This is a genomic window from Enterobacter cloacae complex sp. P27C (assembly GCF_014895705.1).
In the GTDB taxonomy this organism is placed as follows: Bacteria; Pseudomonadota; Gammaproteobacteria; order Enterobacterales; family Enterobacteriaceae; genus Enterobacter; species Enterobacter bugandensis.
On record NZ_JADBQB010000003.1, the window covers coordinates 124,837 to 143,397 of the forward strand.

Annotated in this window: 18 protein-coding genes; 9 read left to right on the forward strand and 9 right to left on the reverse strand. The window is 56.7% G+C overall.

What is annotated here, in order from left to right; translation table 11 throughout:
- Positions 1–1,320, reverse strand: coding sequence for a PTS cellobiose transporter subunit IIC (celB, locus tag IM291_RS06795; RefSeq protein ID WP_045261167.1), 1,320 nt, complete (start codon positions 1,318–1,320; stop codon positions 1–3).
- A gap of 147 nt (positions 1,321–1,467) precedes the next feature.
- On the opposite strand from celB, the gene IM291_RS06800 reads away from it, so the two are divergent.
- Positions 1,468–2,292 (forward strand): XRE family transcriptional regulator, encoded by an 825-nt coding sequence (locus tag IM291_RS06800; RefSeq protein ID WP_192971221.1) that lies wholly within the window; start codon positions 1,468–1,470, stop codon positions 2,290–2,292.
- On the opposite strand, the gene arsC is transcribed toward IM291_RS06800, so the two are convergent.
- A complete protein-coding gene (gene arsC, locus IM291_RS06805; RefSeq protein WP_047368071.1) occupies positions 2,289–2,645 on the reverse strand; it encodes an arsenate reductase (glutaredoxin) in 357 nt (118 codons plus the stop codon). The two genes, IM291_RS06800 and arsC, sit on opposite strands and share 4 nt — an antisense overlap.
- 13 nt (positions 2,646–2,658) lie before the next feature.
- Positions 2,659–4,122 (reverse strand): beta-barrel assembly-enhancing protease, encoded by a 1,464-nt coding sequence (bepA, locus tag IM291_RS06810; RefSeq protein WP_192986436.1) that lies wholly within the window; start codon positions 4,120–4,122, stop codon positions 2,659–2,661.
- A gap of 221 nt (positions 4,123–4,343) precedes the next feature.
- Between bepA and IM291_RS06815 the strand changes: the two genes are divergently transcribed.
- Positions 4,344–5,408 carry an AI-2E family transporter gene (locus tag IM291_RS06815; protein WP_028014023.1) on the forward strand — a complete coding sequence of 355 codons (1,065 nt, stop codon included), beginning with the start codon at positions 4,344–4,346 and terminating at the stop codon, positions 5,406–5,408.
- A gap of 96 nt (positions 5,409–5,504) precedes the next feature.
- Here IM291_RS06815 and bcp read toward each other — a convergent pair whose 3' ends face one another.
- Together bcp and IM291_RS06825 are read right to left on the reverse strand one after the other, a co-directional pair.
- Entirely contained in the window at positions 5,505–5,975 is a 471-nt protein-coding gene (gene bcp / locus IM291_RS06820) for a thioredoxin-dependent thiol peroxidase (RefSeq protein ID WP_014171119.1), read from the reverse strand.
- Positions 5,975–6,544: a glycine cleavage system transcriptional repressor gene (locus IM291_RS06825; RefSeq protein WP_028014022.1), complete on the reverse strand. Its 570-nt coding sequence runs from the start codon at positions 6,542–6,544 to the stop codon at positions 5,975–5,977. The genes bcp and IM291_RS06825 overlap by 1 nt, the downstream gene beginning before the upstream one ends.
- A gap of 145 nt (positions 6,545–6,689) precedes the next feature.
- Here IM291_RS06825 and dapA point away from each other — a divergent pair, with 145 nt between their 5' ends.
- The 6 genes from dapA (at position 6,690) to ypfH (ending at position 13,144) form a co-directional block, all read left to right on the forward strand.
- Positions 6,690–7,568 carry a 4-hydroxy-tetrahydrodipicolinate synthase gene (dapA, locus tag IM291_RS06830; RefSeq protein ID WP_028014021.1) on the forward strand — a complete coding sequence of 293 codons (879 nt, stop codon included), beginning with the start codon at positions 6,690–6,692 and terminating at the stop codon, positions 7,566–7,568.
- 16 nt (positions 7,569–7,584) lie between these two features.
- Complete coding sequence (gene bamC, locus IM291_RS06835; RefSeq protein ID WP_028014020.1) at positions 7,585–8,619, forward strand: outer membrane protein assembly factor BamC; 1,035 nt, start codon at positions 7,585–7,587, stop codon at positions 8,617–8,619.
- Positions 8,620–8,728: 109 nt separating this feature from the next.
- The gene (gene purC / locus IM291_RS06840; protein WP_023332985.1) at positions 8,729–9,442 is read left to right on the forward strand and encodes a phosphoribosylaminoimidazolesuccinocarboxamide synthase; all 714 of its coding nucleotides are present in this window, start codon (positions 8,729–8,731) and stop codon (positions 9,440–9,442) included.
- A 120-nt stretch (positions 9,443–9,562) separates the two neighbouring features.
- On the forward strand, positions 9,563–10,429 hold the full coding sequence (locus IM291_RS06845; RefSeq protein WP_028014019.1) for a neutral zinc metallopeptidase: 867 nt from the start codon (positions 9,563–9,565) through the stop codon (positions 10,427–10,429).
- Positions 10,429–12,375, forward strand: coding sequence for a tRNA(Met) cytidine acetyltransferase TmcA (locus tag IM291_RS06850; protein WP_048999952.1), 1,947 nt, complete (start codon positions 10,429–10,431; stop codon positions 12,373–12,375). The genes IM291_RS06845 and IM291_RS06850 overlap by 1 nt, the downstream gene beginning before the upstream one ends.
- 73 nt (positions 12,376–12,448) lie before the next feature.
- Positions 12,449–13,144, forward strand: a complete 696-nt coding sequence (ypfH, locus tag IM291_RS06855) for an esterase (RefSeq protein ID WP_028014017.1) — start codon at positions 12,449–12,451, stop codon at positions 13,142–13,144.
- 38 nt (positions 13,145–13,182) lie between these two features.
- Here ypfH and IM291_RS06860 read toward each other — a convergent pair whose 3' ends face one another.
- The 3 genes from IM291_RS06860 to IM291_RS06870 are packed head-to-tail and all read right to left on the reverse strand — an operon-like array spanning position 13,183 to position 14,892.
- Positions 13,183–13,380 (reverse strand): YpfN family protein, encoded by a 198-nt coding sequence (locus IM291_RS06860; RefSeq protein ID WP_013098222.1) that lies wholly within the window; start codon positions 13,378–13,380, stop codon positions 13,183–13,185.
- A gap of 24 nt (positions 13,381–13,404) precedes the next feature.
- On the reverse strand, positions 13,405–14,532 hold the full coding sequence (gene dapE / locus IM291_RS06865) for a succinyl-diaminopimelate desuccinylase (RefSeq protein WP_028014016.1): 1,128 nt from the start codon (positions 14,530–14,532) through the stop codon (positions 13,405–13,407).
- Positions 14,533–14,535: 3 nt separating this feature from the next.
- The gene (locus tag IM291_RS06870; protein ID WP_028014015.1) at positions 14,536–14,892 is read right to left on the reverse strand and encodes an ArsC family reductase; all 357 of its coding nucleotides are present in this window, start codon (positions 14,890–14,892) and stop codon (positions 14,536–14,538) included.
- 387 nt (positions 14,893–15,279) lie between these two features.
- On the opposite strand from IM291_RS06870, the gene ypfM reads away from it, so the two are divergent.
- Positions 15,280–15,339 (forward strand): protein YpfM, encoded by a 60-nt coding sequence (gene ypfM / locus IM291_RS06875; protein WP_015572204.1) that lies wholly within the window; start codon positions 15,280–15,282, stop codon positions 15,337–15,339.
- 108 nt (positions 15,340–15,447) lie between these two features.
- Here the strand turns inward: ypfM and acrD are convergent, their stop codons facing one another.
- Positions 15,448–18,561 carry a multidrug efflux RND transporter permease AcrD gene (acrD, locus tag IM291_RS06880; protein WP_048999955.1) on the reverse strand — a complete coding sequence of 1,038 codons (3,114 nt, stop codon included), beginning with the start codon at positions 18,559–18,561 and terminating at the stop codon, positions 15,448–15,450.

The window sequence follows — 18,561 nt, forward strand, 5'->3', positions numbered from 1 at the left end:
TTACTCCTGTTTTGCAAGGGTGGTGTCGGTTTGCGTAACGGTGGCAATTTCCGCCGCGCGGTACTGTTTGTCCACGATACGCATGAAAGGCAGGTACAGCATGGCGCCAATCAGCAGGTTGATCAGCTGCATCACGCTGCCGCTCAGGTGTCCGGTGACGATAAAACCGCTGATCACCGGCGGCAGCGTCCAGGGGATAAACACCCCGGTGGTGACGGCGACCGCGCCAATCTTCATCGCCGCATACTGCACGGTGACCAGCACCAGCGGCACCAGGTTGAACGGAATAAGCATGATCGGGTTCATGATCACCGGCAGGCCAAACAGAATCGGCTCGTTGATGTTAAACACCGACGCCCCGGCGCCGAGGCGCGCCACTTCGCGCATGTTTTTGCTGCGGGCGAAAATCAGCATCGCAATTACCAGCGACAGCGTGGCACCCGCGCCGCCCATCCAGATCATGTCAAAAAACTGTTCCGTGATAATGTGCGGCGGCGTCGTCCCCGCCTGGATCGCGGCGATGTTGTCGGTCTGGTTTTCCATCCACAGCGGACGAATGATGCCGTTAATCATCGAGCCGGAGTTAATGCCCACTGACCAGAGAATGGTGATGCTGAAGACGGTCATCAGCGCACCGAAATAGGAGGTGCCGTAGTGGCGCACCGGGGTAGCAACCACTTCATAAATAAACTGGTGGATGGTGTTGTAGTGAGTGTTTTCGAAGACGATGCGGATACCCAGTACCAGAATCATCACCAGCAGGGCGGGGATCAGCGCCGCGAACGACTCCTGCACCGCAGGAGGCACGCCGTCCGGCATTTTAATGACCAGATTTTTGCGCTTCAGCCAGCAGAACAGCTCCGTCCAGAGCAGCGAGCCGATCATCGCCACGAACAATCCTTTGCTGCCAATCCACTCCACCGGCATCACGGTAATCCCGCCATTTTCCGCCACCTTAATAAACGGCGTCAGGATCAGAAACGCGACCAGCGCCAGAATGCCGCAGGAGATGCGGTCCTCGCCGTAGTGTTCCGCCAGGCGGAAGGCGACCAGGAAGCTGATGAACAGCGACATGGTAGAGAACACCGCGTTGAATGGAATTTCAATAATCGCGCTCCAGCTCTCACCAAAGGCCTGAGACATAAACTGCTGATAGGCCTGGTTAGGGAAGGAGGAGATAACCAGCAGAATGGAGCCGACGATAATAAACGGCATGAATGACACGTAGGCACCGCGAATGGCCCCGAGATGACGCTGCTGGGCCGTTTTCGCCGCCAGGGGCATCAGTTTTGCTTCAAGAAATCCCAGAACATTGTTCATTGTGAACTCCGTACAAGATTGAGGGGTGTTGTTTATGTTATGTCTGTGGATTATCAGTGAAGCGCGGCGAGCGAAAGGTGAAATCGGTCACAAAGCAATCGCCTGTGTTATATAAATCTCATATGATTAGTTAACGGAATTGTTGCGATGGAAATTAAACTTCACGCCAATGCGACCACCACGCCGCGTATCCGCCGCTATCTGCAACAGTCAGATAAAAGCGACAGAGAGCTTGCTCTTGAGCTGGGGATCTCGGTCACCACCGTCAGGCGCTGGCGCAACCGCGACCAGGTTTCGGATAACCACACCACGCCAAAAGTGATACACAAAGCGTTGAGACAGGAGCAGGTGGCGCTGGTGAATGCGCTGCGCGACATCTCAGGGGCGCCGTTAGATGAACTGCTGCAGATGGTTAACGACGTGCTGGGGATCCGCGTTTCAAGGGCAACGCTGAATCGCTATCTCAAACCGGCCTCCGCGAAGCTAAAAGGGGGGCCGTTGCAGGGAATAAAAGCGCTGAAGGCTGGCATGCGGCCGCATACGCTGATGCTCTATCATCTGCCTTTATCCCTGCACATGGACGATGGGGGTGAACAACACCTGCTCTGGGCGCGCGAACCGGTGAGCGGCTGGTGTTATGCCCGGCTCTATGCGGGACTGTCGCCCCAGTTGCTCAATACCTGGACGCGGGCGCTGCTTGATGACTGTCCGGCTGATATACAATCTATTGAGACTTTTGGTTTTGAGCTGACGGAGGCTGCAAAAGATGTGGCTGTAAAAACGCATCCCCAAAAACACAACGCGCTTCAGGTAGCGGTGCCATTAGGCGATGTTATTCCTCGCGTGAATGATGAACCGGCGGGAGAGGTGTTGATCGCGCTGTGCGAGTTTTATAACCGGGGCAAAACGCAGAAAAAGCTGGGAGAGAGTACGCCGCAGGCGTTTCTGGAAGCGCTGCGGCGTAGGGACTAGAGAATTTCGAGCACATCTTCCGGCGGACGGCCAATGCGCGCCTTGCCGTTCGCCACCACAATCGGGCGCTCAATCAGCTTTGGATTGTCGACCATCGCCTGTACCAGCTCAGCCTCGGTGAGGCGGTTGTCATCCAGATTAAGCGATTTATACAGATCCTCTTTCTGACGCATCAGTTCGCGCGCGCTGCCCATCCCCAGCATGTGCAGCAGCTCGCGGATCGTCTGCGCGTCCGGCGGCGTCTCCAGATACAGCACCACTTCCGGGTCGATGCCGTTAGATTTCAGCAGGCTGAGGGTGTCGCGGCTCTTGGAGCAGCGAGGGTTATGGTAAATTTGTACCGCGTCTGTCATGACTTCTCCTTTATTACATCTTCTCGTACGGCTTAAAGCGTTGTTGCAGGCCGCGCAGCTGGTCGATACGCGCGTCGTAGCGGGCCTGCTGCAGGCTGCCGAGCTTCACCTGCGAGCTGGCGCTGCTGAGCAGGGAAATAGCCTGATCGAGACGGCCCGCCAGCGCCAGCCCTTCAGCACGCGCCGCCAGTTCCTGATCGCGGTTACCCAGTTGCCCCTGCGCCTGAGCGAGCAGCTCCCAGCCGTTCTGGTCGTCTTTATTGTTAAACGTGTAGCGGTTCAGAATGGTTACGGCCTGCGCAGGCTGACCGCCCTGCAAGTAAGCGTTCGCCAGGTTAAGCTGCAGCACCGGGTTGGTCCGTATGTCTTTCGCCCCTTTCAGGCGGTTAATCGCATCAGTGGCTTTCTTCTGCCCCAGATCGATATCCGTCGAGAGATCGAGATACCACGGATTGTTCGGGTCGGCTGCCAGCAGCGGCTGCAGCGCTTTACGCGCCTCGTCGTATTTACTGGCTTCCATCGCCTGTAGCGCCTGACTATACTGCGCGGCATTTTTTTCCCGCACGTTGCCTTTCGCCAGGGTATCCAGCAGATCGCTGGTGAGCTGGTTACGTCCGGAGTTGTACATGCCGAGCGTTCTTACTTTCGCCATGTAGAAGTCCAGCGAAGACTGCACGACCACCGGGCGCATCTGGTTGGCACGGTTGCGTGCATCCGAGAGACGGCTTTCCGGCAGCGGGTGGGTGAGCAAAATTTCCGGCGGACGGGAAGAATACCGTGCCTGGTCGAGCAGTTTTTCCAGGAAGCTCGGCATGGCCTGCGGGTCAAAGCCGGAGCGCTGTAAAACCTGAATGCCGATGCGGTCAGCTTCCTGCTCGTTTTGCTGGGTGAAGCTGATCATCCCCTGACGCGTTCCCGCAAGCGTACCGGTCAGGGCCGCCATCCCGGCCTGCGGGCTGGCCATCGCCAGCAGAATAGAGCCCAGTGCGCCCACCCAGGTGAGCGGGGCGTTACGCTTCTGGTCTTCCATTGCACGCGCGAGGTGGCGCTGGGTAACGTGCGAAATTTCGTGCGCCATTACCGAAGCCAGCTGGCTTTCGTTGTCTGAGTAACGGAATAACGCCGAATGCAGCACCACGTTTCCGCCGAAGAAGGCGAAGGCGTTGATTTCGTCGTTATTAATCAAATAGAAGTGGAAGGGCGTTTTTACCGAGTCGGCGTGCGCCACCAGGCGCATCCCCAGCCCGTTAATGTACTGCACCAGCAAAGGGTCGTTGATCAGCGGGGCGCTGCCGCGCAGCTGGCGCACATAGTAATCACCCATCTGCATCTCTTGCCCGATAGAGAGCGTGCTTCCTGCCGTGGTGCCCATGTCCGGCAATGAATCGGACGAGTCAGCGAAAGCGGGCAACACCTGACCGACCGTCACTGCGGAAATCAGTGTTGCAACCAGTGTTTTTCTCAACTGCCTGAACATAACCACTGTCCTGTATGTTGGAGGTGCTAATTTGACCGATGAACCGGCATATCGTTCATCTCTGCTGCCCTGCGAGTGTAGCCGTGTTGCCGCATGAAGAAAATCCCATTCATCAGGCTTTTGCGGATTGTGACAGGGATACAAAAAGCGAAAGTCTTTTTTGTGACAGTTAGATACAATTCACCGTCTCACTCCCGCCAATCGATTCAGGGAAGGGTTGTATGCTCGAAATGTTAATGCAGTGGTATCGGCGTCGGTTCAGTGACCCGGAAGCCATTGCTTTGCTGGTTATTCTGGTTGCCGGGTTCGGTATTCTGTTCTTCTTCAGCGGCCTGCTCGCCCCTCTGCTGGTGGCGATTGTGCTCGCATACCTGCTGGAGTGGCCAACGGCGCGCCTGGAACATATCGGCTGTTCGCGCCGCTGGGCAACGAGTATCGTGCTGGTGCTGTTTGTCGGCATTCTGCTGCTGATGGCATTTGTGGTGATGCCGGTTGCCTGGCAGCAGGGGATCTACCTGATCCGCGATATGCCCGGCATGTTGAACAAGCTGTCTGATTTCGCCGCCACGCTGCCGCGTCGTTACCCCGCGCTGATGGATGCTGGGATCATAGATGCGATGGCCGAAAACATGCGCGCCCGCATCATGACGATGGGCGATTCGGTGGTGAAATACTCTCTGGCCTCGCTGGTGGGTCTGCTGACGCTGGCCGTCTATCTTGTGCTCGTGCCGCTAATGGTGTTCTTCCTGGTCAAGGACAAAGAGCAGATGCTGAACGCGGTACGCCGCGTGCTGCCGCGCAATCGCGGGCTGGCCGGGCAGGTCTGGCAGGAGATGAACCAGCAGATCACCAACTACATTCGCGGCAAGGTGCTGGAGATGATAGTCGTGGGAGTCGCCACCTGGATTGGCTTCCTGATCTTCGGCCTGAACTACTCGCTGCTGCTGGCGGTGCTGGTCGGATTTTCGGTTCTGATCCCGTATATCGGCGCGTTTGTGGTGACCATTCCGGTGGTGGGCGTTGCGCTGTTCCAGTTTGGTCTGGGTACGGAGTTCTGGAGCTGCTTTGCGGTATACCTGATTATTCAGGGGCTGGACGGTAACCTGCTGGTGCCGGTGCTGTTCTCCGAGGCCGTGAACCTGCATCCGCTGGTGATTATCCTGTCGGTGGTGATTTTCGGCGGGCTGTGGGGGTTCTGGGGCGTGTTCTTTGCCATTCCGCTGGCGACGCTGATTAAAGCGGTGGTGCACGCGTGGCCGGATGTGCCTGCGGTGGAAGAGAAGTAGTTTTTGTGCGGCCTGATGCCCTCACCCCGACCCTCTCCCACAGGGAGAGGGGGAAAACACTAAAAACGGCAACCTGGGTTGCCGTTTTGCTGTTTATCAGGCGCTTTGTTTCAGCCAGTTCAACACCACGTCGTGGTGGTTGCTGGTTTTGAAGTCGTCAAACACATGTTCAACTTTACCGTCAGCGTCAATCAGGAAGCTGATGCGGTGAATGCCGTCGTAGGTTTTACCCATAAAGGTCTTTTCACCCCAGACGCCGAACTGCTCGCAGACCTGGTGGTCTTCGTCGGAAAGCAGCGTGAAGTTCAGCAGCTCTTTTTCCGCAAATCGTGACAGCTTTTCTGGTTTATCCGTGCTGATTCCCAGCACTTCCACGCCGACTTTCTTCAACTCGTCCATGTTGTCGCGTAAGCCGCAGGCCTGTACGGTGCAGCCGGGGGTCATGGCTTTCGGGTAGAAATAGACCAGAACACGCTGTCCCTGGAAGTCGGTCAAATTTACTTGCTCACCGTCTTGATCCGGTAAGCTAAATTTCGGTGCGATGTCACCGGCTTTCAGTGGATTCATTACTCAACTCCATCCTGTTCGTGCTGCGAATAATTGACGACGCTTATACTGCCCTGCGCGTTTAATTCTGTACAGAGGGCTTTGAACGCTTGCTCGATATTTGACGCATCCTGCGAGGCAGGGCTGTGTGCGGTAATTTGAATAAAGAGCGTGGGAACGGTGCTTTCGTCGCCCGGCTGCGTGCGGGAGACGAGTTCGGCAATGTTCATCTGATGGCTGTCGAACAGCGCGGTAAAGCGCTCAATCAGATGCGGAGAATCAGGGACTTCAACCTGCACCCAGACGGTCGCGGGCATGGCCGGACGCGGGCGCGCGGTGGTGCGCTTCATGACGATCAGCAAATCCAGCTCCGCGCCTTTCAGCGGCAGGGTGGATTCAATAAGGGTAATGGCATTCCATGTTCCGGACAGCAGCATGATAAACGTGAACTCTTCGCCGAGCATCGCCAGGCGGCTGTCTTCGATGTTACAGCCGCAGCTGCTCACGTGACGGGTGATGGTGTTCACGATACCCGGCCTGTCGGCACCCAGCGCGGTGATAACCAGGTAATGTTGTGATGAGGTTGTCAAACCTGTTCTTCCTTTGCATGGTTAAGTCTTCCTAAGGAAAGCATAAAAAAAACGTGCATACAACCGCCAGAGGGCCTCAGGTCGCTTGCTTTTATTACAGTTCCAAACGTACCATTGAGGCTCTTGTTCGCACAGAGGATGGCTCATGTTCACGGGAAGTATTGTCGCGCTTGTTACACCGATGGATGAAAAAGGTAATGTCTGCCGGTCCAGCATGAAAAAGCTGATTGATTACCATGTCGCCAATGGAACCTCGGCGATCGTTTCGGTAGGGACTACCGGTGAATCTGCAACGCTGAGCCACGAAGAGCACGGCGATGTGGTTATGCTGACCCTGGAACTGGCTGACGGACGTATTCCGGTCATTGCGGGGACAGGTGCTAATGCGACCGCAGAAGCGATCAGCCTGACCAAACGTTTTAACGACAGCGGCATCGTAGGCTGTCTGACGGTCACCCCTTACTACAACCGTCCTACTCAGGAAGGTTTGTTCCAGCACTTCAAAGCCATCGCTGAACATACTGACTTGCCACAAATTCTGTATAATGTGCCGTCCCGTACCGGCTGCGATATGCTGCCGGAAACCGTTGGTCGTCTCTCGGAAGTAAAAAATATTATCGGTATTAAAGAGGCGACAGGGAACTTAAGCCGCGTTCATCAGATCAAAGAGCTGGTTTCAGACGACTTTATCCTGTTGAGTGGTGATGATGCGACCTCGCTGGACTTTATGCAGCTTGGTGGTCATGGCGTGATCTCCGTAACGGCGAACGTTGCGGCGCGCGATATGGCTGAAATGTGCAAACTGGCCGCAGCCGGTCACTATAATGAAGCGCGTGTCATTAATCAGCGTCTGATGCCGTTGCACAATAAATTATTTGTCGAACCCAATCCGATCCCAGTGAAATGGGCGTGTAAGGAGTTGGGGCTTGTAGCATCCGATACGCTGCGTTTGCCAATGACACCGATTACCGACCACGGTCGCGACATCGTCAGGGCTGCGCTGAAGCATGCCGGTTTGCTGTAAAGTTTAGGGAGATTTGATGGCTTATTCAGTACAGAAGTCGCGCCTGGCGAAGGTTGCGAGTGTTTCGCTTGTTATGCTGCTCGCTGCCTGTAGTTCAGACTCGCGCTACAAGCGCCAGGTGAGCGGTGATGAATCCTATCTGGATGCGACCCCGCTTGCTGAACTTCATGCACCGGCTGGTATGATCCTGCCGATTCAAAACGGCGATTATAATATTCCCGTGACCAACGGCAGCGGCCTGGTTGGTAAAGCGCTTGATATTCGTCCGCCAGCACAGCCTCTGGCGCTGGTAAGCGGGGCGCGTACCCAGTTCACCGGTGATACGGCGTCTCTGCTGGTTGAAAGCGCGCGTGGAAGCAATCTGTGGCCACAGGTCGTCAGCGTTATTCAGGCGAAGAATTACACCATTGATAAGCGCGATGACGCCAGCCAGACGTTAACCACCGACTGGATCGAGTGGAACCGTCTTGATGAAGATCAGCAGTACCGTGGACGCTATCAGGTCTCCGTGAAACCACAGGGTTACCAGCAGGCAGTTAACGTTAAGCTGTTGAACCTGGAGCAGGCGGGTAAACCGGTTGCGGATGCCGCCTCTATGCAGCGTTACAGCACTGAAATGCTGAACGTGATCGCCGCAGGTCTGGATAAGACTGCTACCGATGCCGCCAACGCCGCGCAGAACCGTAACGGCGTCACTTACGACGTTCAGAGCGGCGCGGATGACACCGGCCTGCCAATGCTGGTGGTGCGTGCACCGTTTAACCAGACCTGGCAGCGCCTGCCAGCGACGCTGGAAAAAGTGGGCATGAAAGTGACCGACAGCACCCGTTCAACCGGCAGCATGACGGCGACCTATAAGCCGCTGTCCGACAGCGCGTGGCAGGAGCTGGGCGCCAAAGATCCTCAGCTTGCCTCCGGTGATTACAAGATTCAGGTAGGTGATCTCGATAACCGCAGCAGCCTGCAGTTTATCGATCCAAAAGGTCACACGCTGACCCAGGCGCAGAACGATGCGCTGGTCGCTGTCTTCCAGGCAGCATTCAGCAAATAAATACGAGGGCGGGTTAATCCCGCCCTTTTTATTTTCGTGCTACGCAAACGTGTGCGTGGCATAATATACCCCGTTTTGAACGCAAATTATCACACCAGGAGTAATGAAGATGCAGAAGCAAGCTGAGTTGTATCGTGGCAAAGCGAAGACCGTATACAGCACGGAGAACCCGGATCTGTTGGTGCTCGAGTTCCGCAATGATACGTCAGCAGGGGATGGCGCCCGCATTGAGCAGTTCGATCGTAAAGGCATGGTGAACAACAAGTTCAACCACTTCATTATGACCAAACTGGCCGAAGCGGGTATCCCGACCCAGATGGAAGCGTTGCTGTCCGATACGGAATGTCTGGTGAAAAAACTGGATATGGTTCCGGTTGAGTGCGTGATTCGTAACCGTGCGGCAGGCTCCCTGGTGAAGCGTCTGGGCATTGAAGAAGGTATCGAGCTGAATCCACCGCTGTTCGACCTGTTCCTGAAAAACGATGCCATGCACGACCCGATGGTCAACGAATCCTACTGCGAAACCTTCGGCTGGGTGAGCAAAGAGAACCTGGCGCGCATGCAGGAACTGACCTACAAAGCCAACGACGTGCTGAAAAAGCTGTTTGATGACGCGGGCCTGATCCTCGTCGACTTCAAGCTGGAGTTTGGTCTGTTCAAAGGTGAAGTGGTGCTTGGCGACGAGTTCTCCCCGGACGGCAGCCGCCTGTGGGATAAAGAAACCCTGGATAAAATGGACAAAGACCGTTTCCGTCAGAGCCTGGGTGGCCTGATTGAAGCGTACGAGGCGGTAGCTCACCGTTTAGGCGTTAAGCTCGACTAAGTTCCTCAGTTGCCAAAGGATGTTCGCATCCTTTGGCGTCTTACCTTTGTTTCCTATGGTAATCTTGCCGTTAACCGCCTACGATCATAGCTATTATTAATGGAATAGTTCGAGGTGGTTATGCGCTGGCAAGGGCGTCGTGAAAGTGACAATGTAGAAGACAGACGCAGTGATGGTGGCGGCGGTCCTTCAATGGGCGGGCCCGGCTTCCGCTTACCCAGCGGCAAGGGCGGTATCATCCTGCTGATTGTGGTGCTGGTCGCAGGTTACTACGGGGTCGACCTCACCGGTCTGATGACCGGTCAACCGCTGCAGCAGCAACAGTCTCAGCACTCCATCAGCCCGAACGAAGATGAAGCGGCCAAATTTACCTCCGTTATTCTCGCCACAACTGAAGACACCTGGAGTCAGCAGTTCGAGAAGATGGGGCGCACCTACCAGCAGCCGAAGCTGGTGATGTACCGGGGCGCAACCCGCACCGGATGCGGTACCGGGCAATCTGTTATGGGGCCGTTCTATTGCCCGGCAGACGGCACCGTCTATATCGATCTCTCTTTTTACGATGACATGAAACGCAAGCTTGGCGCTGACGGTGATTTTGCTCAGGGCTACGTTATCGCGCATGAAGTCGGCCATCACGTGCAAAAGCTGCTGGGGATTGAGCCCAAAGTGCGCCAGCTTCAGCAGAACGCGTCTCAGGCCGAAGTGAACCGCCTTTCCGTCAAAATGGAACTGCAGGCGGACTGCTTCGCGGGCGTCTGGGGCCACAGCATGCAGCAGCAGGGCGTGCTGGAATCCGGGGATCTTGAAGAGGCATTAAACGCGGCTGAGGCCATCGGCGATGACCGTTTGCAGCAGCAGAGCCAGGGCCATGTCGTGCCGGACAGTTTCACTCACGGTACGTCACAGCAGCGCTACAGCTGGTTCAAGCGCGGCTTTGACAGCGGCGATCCGGCCCAGTGTAATACCTTCGGCAAAGCCATGTGATGGTGTCGTTTGAACATCTGACGCGCGAGCTTGAGCGTACCGGGCACCGCCGTCTGGTGGTGCTCACTGGCGATGAACAATGGACGTTGAGCCAGGCGGCTGGCCTGCGTGATGCCTTGCCGGGAGACTGGCTGTGGCTGGAGGAGAATCCCTCAAAAGCCGTTAGCGGGCTGCTGGGACGCGAATACCTGCACGCCGTTTTTGACGCGCATGCCGGGTTTGATGTTTCAGCCTTTGCCGCACTCAGCGGGACGCTGCGCGCCGGAAGCCTGCTGGTGCTGCTGGTGCCGCCTCTCGCTGACTGGGCCGACAAGCCCGACGGCGATTCCGTGCGCTGGAGCGACAGCGCGGAACCCATCGCCACCCCGCGCTTCGTTCACCATTTTTGCCGGACCCTTGCCGCCGATGCGGATGCGATCGTCTGGCAACAGCATCGTCCTCTCTCTCTTCCCGCTGCGCCGGATTCGCCCGCCTGGCAGCCAGCCAGCGGCGAGCCGCAGCGCGAGCAGGCGGAGATCCTCGACGCGCTTCTGACCATGCCTGCGGGCGTCGCTGCCGTGACGGCGCCGCGGGGGCGCGGAAAGTCAGCCCTGGCGGGGATGCTGCTCAACAGCATTCAGGGGAGTGCGGTGGTCACTGCACCGGCCAAAGGGGCAACGGATGTCATTGCGCGCTTCGCTGGCGAGCGTTTTCACTTTATGGCCCCGGATGCGCTGCTGGCCTCCACGACAGAAGCCGACTGGCTGATTGTTGATGAAGCCGCAGCCATCCCCGGCCCGCTGCTGGACAAGCTGGTGTCGCGCTTTCCCCGCGTGTTGCTGACCACCACGGTCCAGGGTTATGAAGGCACGGGCAGGGGGTTTCTGCTTAAGTTCTGCGCCCGGTTCAGCGGGCTGCGGCGCTATACCTTAACCACCCCCATTCGCTGGGCGGCCGGGTGTCCGCTTGAGCGGATAGTGGCGAATACGCTGCTGTTTGACGACGCGCTTATCGAACGCAAACCGGAAGGTGACGTGCGTTTACGGTCGCTAGAGCCGCAGATGTGGGAGAGCGACCCGGCGCGCGTGGCAAGCGTGTATGAACTGCTGTGTGCCGCGCACTACCGGACGTCCCCGCTCGATTTACGCCGGATGATGGATGCCCCCGGCCAGCACTTTGCGGTTGCACACGCGGGTGCGGATATGGCGGGCGCGCTCTGGCTGGTGGAAGAGGGGGGATTGCCCTCCGATCTGAGCCGCGCGGTGTGGGCGGGCTTTCGTCGTCCTCGCGGGAACCTTGTGGCGCAGTCACTGGCGGCGCACGGCGGGTCGCCTCTCGCGGCGACGCTGAAGGGGCGGCGGATTAGCCGCATTGCGGTGCATCCCCACCGTCAACGGGAAGGCATCGGCCAGCGGCTTATTCGCAGCGTCAGCGGTGAAGATTATCTCTCGGTAAGCTTTGGCTATACCGACGAGCTGTGGCGTTTCTGGCGGCAGTGCGGGTTTGTGCTGGTGCGCATGGGCAGCCATCGGGAAGCCAGCAGCGGGTGCTACACGGCGATGGCCTTACTCGCGCTGAGCGAGGCCGGGCACCGCCTGTGCGCGCAGGAGCACCAGCGCCTGTGTCGCGATATGCGCGTTCTTTCGGCCTGGAACGGCGAAAAGATCCCGGTGACCGATGCCTGGGAAGCTACCCTTAATAGTGACGACTGGCTGGAGCTGGCGGGGTTTGCTTTTGCGCACCGGGCATTTTCAACCTCGGTTGCTGCCCTGACGCGGCTGGTGTTAGCCACAGACATGCCGCTCCCGGCGCTGCGCGGGAAAATAGAGGGTAAGACGGAGGAGATGGGGCGAAAAGCGCTGCTGGCTAAACTGCGGAGTGAAACCGCGCAAGCGCTTGAGAGCCTTGATTATTCCCGCTGCCAGCAGGTGAAAGCCGACATTTTGCAATGGCAATTTTTTCAATGACTTCTTCAGTAAAGTGGCATGGTCATTACCCCGCAGAGGCGTAAAATCCTGCTCATCAATTAAGGAGACCGCCATGAAACACGACCATTTTGTTGTTCAAAGCCCTGACAAACCGGCTAAACAGTTACTGCTCCTGTTTCATGGCGTGGGCGATAATGCCGTCAATATGGGACAGATTGGCCGCTGGTTTGCGCCCGTTTTTCCGGAAGCATTGATCGTCAGCATCGGCGGCGTGGAGCCGTGCGGTCCAGACGGACGGCAGTGGTTCCCGGTTCAGGGAGTGACGGAGGAGAACCGTCAGGCGCGCATTGATGCGATCATGCCCACGTTTATCGACATCGTGCGCTACTGGCAGCAGCAGAGCGGCGTAGGCGCTGACGCAACGGCGCTGATTGGCTTCTCGCAGGGGTCAATCATGTCGCTGGAAAGCGTAAAAGCGCAGCCCGGTCTGGCTTCACGCGTCATCGCCTTTAACGGGCGTTATGCAACGCTACCGACAAGCGCGACCACGCAGACCACCATCCATCTCATTCACGGTGGTGAAGATCGGGTGATTGAGCTTTCGCATGCGGTAGCTGCCCAGGAAGCGCTGGTGCGCGAGGGCGGGGATGTGACGCTGGATATTGTTGACGATCTGGGCCACGCGATCGACGACCGCAGCATGCAGTTTGCGCTCGACCATCTGCGCTATACCGTGCCGAAGCACTACTTTGATGAAGCGCTCAGCGGCGGTAAGCCGAATGATGATGATATTGTTGAGTTTATGTGAGGTTATCCCCTCTCCACAGGAGAGGGGATACAGACCGATTACTTCTTCTGGTCTTTCTTCGGCCAGTCGTCGTCATCGTCCCACTTGTCGTTAAAATCACGGTGCGGCGGGAGATCCGGCTTATTCGCGAGAAACTTTTTGTGGTCAACGCGCTTAAGGTCTTTAATCACGTTCAGCAGTACGCCGACCAGAAACACCAGCACCAGAATCCACCAGTACTTTGCAAGCCAATCCATTCGCTATTCCTCTCTGAGCGCTCGTCAGGCGACGAGTTGCTCCATAATACGTTGATACATGCGGGCCAGTAGTTGTAAATCGGCTGCGTTCACACACTCGTTGATTTTGTGAATCGTCGCGTTAACCGGACCCAGTTCGACAACCTGTGCACCCATGCGGGCGATAAAGCGTCCGTCTGAGGTGCCGCCCGTCGTCAGCAGCTGCGGCTTAATTTCATTATAGTGCTCAATGGCGTTCACCACCGCATCCACTAGCTTGCCGCGCTGCGTCAGGAACGGCTGGCCGGAAAGCCACCAGTCAACGGTGTAGCGCAGGTTGTATTTTTCCAGCAGAGCGACAACGCGCGCTTTGATCGTCTCGTCGGTCAGTTCGGTACTGAAGCGGAAGTTGAACTGGACAAAGAAATCTCCCGGGATGACGTTGTTGCTGCCGGTTCCGGCCTTGACGTTGGCGATCTGCATGCTGGTCGGCGGGAAGAACTCGTTGCCTTTATCCCACTCGATGCCTACCAGTTCGTTCAGCATTGGCGCGGCACGGTGGACCGGGTTATCGGCCAGATGCGGGTAGGCCACGTGCCCCTGAACCCCATGTATGGTCAGGTTACAGGTCAGCGAGCCGCGGCGACCATTTTTGACGACATCACCCACCACTTCGGTACTGGACGGCTCGCCGACCAGACAGTAGTCAAGACGTTCATTGCGCGCCATCAGCGCCTCAACGACCTTCACGGTACCGTTATGGGCGCTGGCTTCTTCATCGGAGGTGATCAAGAACGCGAGACGGTTTTTGTGGTTCGGATGCTGAGCCACAAAGCGCTCTGCCGCCACAACCATTGCCGCCAGCGAACCTTTCATGTCTGCCGCGCCGCGGCCGAAGAGCATGCCATCGCGGATGGTCGGCTCAAACGGCGGATTAATCCAGCGATCGGCGTCACCCGCGGGAACGACGTCAGTGTGCCCGGCAAAGGCCAGCGTTTCGCCCTGGCCACGCCACGCCCAGAAGTTCTGGGTGTCGCCAAAATCCATGCGCTCAACGGTAAAACCGATGGCGCGCAGGCGCTCAATCATTAATGCCTGACAACCTGCGTCGTCCGGGCTAAGGGAGGGACGGCGAATAAGCTGTTGAGTCAGCTCAATGACCGGGCATGACATACACTACACCTCTACGAAAAAGTCAGAATAAAGGGTTTCACTGAAACCCAGCAGCATAGGCTGACCTGGCTTGCAGAGCAATGGGCGTTTGATAATTGCCGGCATGTCGAGCATCAACTTTGCCGCGCTGTCGGCGTCTTTGATGCTGGCGCGCACGGATTCGTCCAGCTTACGCCAGGTGGTGCCGCGGGTGTTCAGCAGCGCTTCCCATCCCAGTTCGTTAATGGCGGTATGCAGAAATTCTGCATCAAGCCCGTCGGCACGATAATCGTGGAAGCGGTACTCGACGTTATTAGTTTCCAGCCAGCGGCGTGCTTTTTTGATGGTGTCGCAATTTTTAATGCCGTACATCACAACCATGTTGAATCCTTTTGCTCTTATGGCGATTAAACGTTCAGTAAATTCGAAGATATATCTTTAAGTGGAATATAACACACTCAGGAATGCTCTGGATTTACACTTCTTCTTAATTCAACTCACACTTGTACGCTGAATATACTTTCACCATTTAAGCATAGATGTCCACCGTGTTTAAATTCTGAATAAACTCAGCGCCTAAAATAAAACTCACCCGTTCGTAGGGTTATTTCAAAATATTGCTGGCCGTCACACAAAATTTAAACTCCTCCGTTCATATTTATCATAAATCCCCAACGGTGGCGGGGTACAATCACAGCGATTGGTTAAACAGTCTTCACAATGATGATACGTTTTCGTAGAATGCGCATAATAATAAGAGAGGTTGTTATGATTGAACGTGAACTGGGGAACTGGAAAGATTTTATCGAAGGCATGCTTCGTAAATGACATTCAGTAAGAATTGCAAGAGCACTAAAATAAGTAAAATAACCATAGTGTGAATTAATCACACAATAAAAAGGCGGCCGATTAAGCCGCCTTTTTTATGACTGCGGGTTATTCCTGTCGCTCCCGGAGCGGGAAGCGACGACGCACCAGCACAAAGAACAGCGGCACAAAATAAATCGCCAGGATGGTGGCCGAAATCATCCCACCCATGACGCCGGTACCCACCGCATGCTGGCTGCTTGAGCCTGCACCCGTGCTGGTTGCCATCGGCAGTACGCCAAAAATAAACGCCAGTGAGGTCATCAGGATCGGACGTAGGCGCTGGCGGCAGGCGTGCAGCGTGGCGGCCATCAGCTCGTGGCCTTTGGCATTCATCTCGTTGGCAAACTCAACGATCAGAATGGCGTTTTTCGCCGACAAGCCGATCACCGTAAGTAGCCCCACCTGGAAGTAAACGTCGTTCTCCAGGCCGCGCATCCAGGTCGCCAGCAGCGCACCGATAACCCCAAGCGGCACCACCAGCATGACCGAGAACGGAACCGACCAGCTCTCATACAGCGCGGCAAGGCAGAGGAAGACCACCAGCAAAGAAAGCGCATAGAGGGCAGGGGCCTGCGCCCCGGAGAGGCGTTCCTGGTAAGACATGGCCGTCCATTCCAGACCAAAACCGGCGGGCAACTGCTGCACCAGTTTTTCCATCGTGTCCATGGCGGTACCGGTGCTGACGCCCGGCGCGGCTTCCCCGACGATTTCAACTGCCGAATAGCCGTTATAGCGCTCCAGGCGCGGCGAACCGCTCTCCCAGCGCGAGGTGGCAAAGGCGGAGAAGGGGACCATTCCGCCAGAATTATTGCGTACAAACCAGCGGTTAATATCATCCGGCAACATGCGGAACGGCGCGGCTGCCTGGACATACACTTTTTTCACGCGGCCGCGATCCATAAAGTCATTTACGTAGCTTGAGCCCCATGCGGTTTGCAGGGTGTCGTTGATATCCTCGATCGACACGCCCAGCGCCTGCGCCTTACGCTGGTCGATATCCACCTGAAGCTGCGGGCTGTCGTCAAGACCGTTGTGACGAACGCGGGTCAGGCCGGGGTCTTTCCCTGCTAGTTCTAGCAGCTTATCGCGCGCGGCCATCAGGGCCGAGTGGCCCGCGCCGGCGTGATCCTGTAGCTCCATATCAAACCCGGCGGAACTGCCCAGGCCGCTGATCGCGGGCGGGCTGCTGGCAAAGACGCGCGCCTCTTTAATGCGGGCAAACGCTTTGGTTGCGCGTTCAATGATGGCGAACGAGGTTCCCGTTCTGGCATCGCGTTCGTCCCAGTCTTTCAGGCGGACAAACATGCGGGCAACGTTCTGCCCGTTCCCGCCCGGGCCGGAGCCGACGGTAGAGAAGACCGAAACAACGTTATTTTTCTCTTTGGTGAAGAAGTACTGCTCAACGTTCTGAACCACCTTCAGCGTCTGCTGCTGGGTGGATCCGCTCGGGAGCTGCACCGAGGTGATGAACATCCCCCGGTCTTCCTGCGGCAGGAACGAGGTGGGAAGATGCAGGAACAGCCACACCATGCCGCCCAGCAGCACAACGTAAATCATCATCCAGCGCAGGCTGCGGTGTAGCACTTTACCGACGGCAGATTCATACCGCTCGGCGTTGCGGTTGAACATGCGGTTAAACCAGCCGAAGAACCCTTTCTGGCCGTGATGTTCCCCTTTGTGCAGCGGCTTAAGCAGGGTGGCGCAGAGCGCGGGAGTGAGGATCAGCGCCACCAGTACGGAGAGCACCATCGCCGAGACGATGGTGATTGAGAACTGACGGTAAATCGCCCCGGTTGTACCGCCAAAGAAGGCCATCGGGATAAAGACCGCCGACAGCACCATCGCGATACCGACCAACGCCCCCTGAATTTGTCCCATCGATTTACGCGTCGCCTGACGCGGGGAAAGCCCCTCTTCGCTCATGATGCGCTCGACGTTTTCGACCACCACGATAGCATCGTCCACCAGCAGGCCAATCGCCAGCACCATAGCAAACATCGTCAGGGTGTTGATGCTGTAGCCGAACGCGTAAAGCACCGCAAAGGTGCCCAGCAGCACCACCGGGACGGCAATGGTGGGGATCAGCGTGGCGCGGAAGTTTTGCAGGAACAGGTACATGACCAGGAACACCAGGGCGATCGCTTCCAGCAGGGTTTTGACTACGTCCTCAATCGAGGCTTTAACGAAGGAGGTGGTTTCATAGGCGACCTTGTACTCCAGCCCGTGCGGGAAATACTGCGACAGCTCATCCAGACGGTCCAATACCAGCTTCGCCGTCGCCATTTCGTTTGCGCCGGAGGCCAGCTTAATTCCCAGTCCAGAGGCCGGGTTGCCGTTAAAGCGGCTCAGGTAATCGTATTTCTCCGCACCCATTTCCACCTTAGCAACGTCGCCCAGACGCACTTCTGAACCATCCTGATTCACGCGCAGGGTGATGTTGCGGAACTGGTCCGGGGTCTGAAGCAGAGATTGCGAATTAATGGTGGCGTTCAGGGCCTGTTTATCGACGGAAGGCGTGCCTCCCAGTTGCCCCACGGCAATTTGGGCGTTCTGTGCTTTGATGGCGTCCGTCACGTCGGTCGCCGTCATCTGATAGCTGTTCAGCTTGTTGGGATCGAGCCAGATACGCATCGAGTACTGTGAGCCATAGGCGTCGATATCCCCCACGCCGTTAATACGGCTGAGCGGGTCCTGAATATTACTGGCGACGTAGTCCGCAATGTCCTGTTTATCCATTGAGCCATCGGTGGAGACAAACGCGATGGTCAGAATGTTGGTATCACCGGTTTTACGCACGGTGACGCCCTGGTTCTGCACGGCCTGGGGCAGTTTACGCATGGCCGACTGCAGCTGGTTTTGTACCTGCTGCACCGCTTCGTCCGGGTCGGTGCCCGCCTCAAAGCTCAGGGTAACCGTAGCCTGTCCCGTGGCGCTGCTTTGGGAGGACATGTACATCAGATTATCCAGACCCGTCATGTTCTGCTCGATAACCTGCGTCACGGTATTTTCCAGCGTTTGTGCGGACGCGCCGGGGTAGTTTGCTGTGACACGCACGTTCGGCGGTGCCAGATCGGGATATTGCTCAACGGGAAGAGAAGTAATCGCCAGGACACCTGTCAGACACAACAGGATGGCAAGCACCCAGGCAAAAATGGGGCGATCGATGAAAAAATTCGCCAT

Excerpts from the sequence above, each read along its gene's own strand:
- purC (WP_023332985.1), top strand. The coding sequence starts at position 8,729 with ATGCAGAAGCAAGCTGAGTTGTATCGTGGCAAAGCGAAGACCGTATAC.
- IM291_RS06845 (WP_028014019.1), top strand. The coding sequence starts at position 9,563 with ATGCGCTGGCAAGGGCGTCGTGAAAGTGACAATGTAGAAGACAGACGC.
- dapA (WP_028014021.1), top strand. The coding sequence starts at position 6,690 with ATGTTCACGGGAAGTATTGTCGCGCTTGTTACACCGATGGATGAAAAA.
- acrD (WP_048999955.1), bottom strand. The coding sequence starts at position 18,561 with ATGGCGAATTTTTTCATCGATCGCCCCATTTTTGCCTGGGTGCTTGCC.
- IM291_RS06850 (WP_048999952.1), top strand. The coding sequence starts at position 10,429 with ATGGTGTCGTTTGAACATCTGACGCGCGAGCTTGAGCGTACCGGGCAC.
- IM291_RS06815 (WP_028014023.1), top strand. The coding sequence starts at position 4,344 with ATGCTCGAAATGTTAATGCAGTGGTATCGGCGTCGGTTCAGTGACCCG.
- bcp (WP_014171119.1), bottom strand. The coding sequence starts at position 5,975 with ATGAATCCACTGAAAGCCGGTGACATCGCACCGAAATTTAGCTTACCG.
- dapE (WP_028014016.1), bottom strand. The coding sequence starts at position 14,532 with ATGTCATGCCCGGTCATTGAGCTGACTCAACAGCTTATTCGCCGTCCC.
- IM291_RS06860 (WP_013098222.1), bottom strand. The coding sequence starts at position 13,380 with ATGGATTGGCTTGCAAAGTACTGGTGGATTCTGGTGCTGGTGTTTCTG.
- arsC (WP_047368071.1), bottom strand. The coding sequence starts at position 2,645 with ATGACAGACGCGGTACAAATTTACCATAACCCTCGCTGCTCCAAGAGC.
- bamC (WP_028014020.1), top strand. The coding sequence starts at position 7,585 with ATGGCTTATTCAGTACAGAAGTCGCGCCTGGCGAAGGTTGCGAGTGTT.
- celB (WP_045261167.1), bottom strand. The coding sequence starts at position 1,320 with ATGAACAATGTTCTGGGATTTCTTGAAGCAAAACTGATGCCCCTGGCG.
- IM291_RS06800 (WP_192971221.1), top strand. The coding sequence starts at position 1,468 with ATGGAAATTAAACTTCACGCCAATGCGACCACCACGCCGCGTATCCGC.
- ypfH (WP_028014017.1), top strand. The coding sequence starts at position 12,449 with ATGAAACACGACCATTTTGTTGTTCAAAGCCCTGACAAACCGGCTAAA.
- IM291_RS06870 (WP_028014015.1), bottom strand. The coding sequence starts at position 14,892 with ATGGTTGTGATGTACGGCATTAAAAATTGCGACACCATCAAAAAAGCA.
- bepA (WP_192986436.1), bottom strand. The coding sequence starts at position 4,122 with ATGTTCAGGCAGTTGAGAAAAACACTGGTTGCAACACTGATTTCCGCA.